General features: G+C 48.9%; 1 protein-coding gene. It reads left to right on the top strand.

Annotated elements, in window-relative coordinates:
• Positions 1-910: VWA domain-containing protein (locus ACS8FD_RS17965; RefSeq protein WP_439276852.1), on the top strand; the 910-nt coding region annotated here is incomplete at both ends.

Raw genomic sequence — 910 nt, 5'->3', positions numbered from 1 at the left:
AATATAGACAGCCTGTTTTTTGTATTATCAGCCGACACACCGCTGAATCAAATTCAATCGTTAGAGATTGGCATTTGGCAACAATCGCAAAAGGCGCAAGCAGAATATCAAGCAGCAGACTTTGCCCAGCAGCAAGCCAGTATGTTGATGCAGCTGTATCGTAAGAGTGGCGTTTGGCGGGTATCTAACGTCGCGCAAGGCTTTAATGGTGGACTTGCCGCCATCGTGCAGCATTTCGGTGGCGATGTAGAAGAAGAAAGTTCGACAGCAGCAGCCGTAACGGCAACGGCAACGCCAGTTCAAGCAAAAGCATCATTAGAAAAGGTCATGCTAGACAAAGCACCAAAACTGGTCAATCTGGCCAAAAAAGCCACCATATCGCTTGAGAAACGCCAATTGCAGCAGCTAACCGCAAAGGTAGCACTGGTGCTAGATGCCTCAGGCTCAATGAATAGGCAGTATAAAAAAGGCCGCGTGCAAGAAGTGGTCAACCGCATATTGCCATTGGCAGTGAGCTTCGATGACGACCAAGCACTAGACTGCTGGGCGTTTGCCCGAGATCCGCAGTATTTGGGCGAGATTGGGCTGAGCAACTACGATGGTTTCATTAACAACGCTCATGGCGGCTGGCGCAAATGGGCACTTGGCCCGCGCATTAATAATGAAGCCGAAGTCATGAAAGCCGTGACGGAGTTTTACCAAAAGGACGGTTTAGATGTGCCTATCTACGTGCTATTTATCAGTGATGGCGGGGTGAATGACAATCGCGGTATCACAAGAGTCATGACGGATGCGGCGAAACTGCCGATATTTTGGCAGTTTGTGGGCTTGGGTGGTCGTGGTTATGGCATCCTCAAAAAACTAGATGACATGGCAGGGCGCATGATTGATAATTGCGACTTTTTTGAAC

Source organism: Psychrobacter sp. 1U2 (assembly GCF_051847575.1).
The sequence above is the reverse complement of the archived record's forward strand: the minus strand, read 5'-3'. Positions and strand labels throughout refer to the sequence as shown.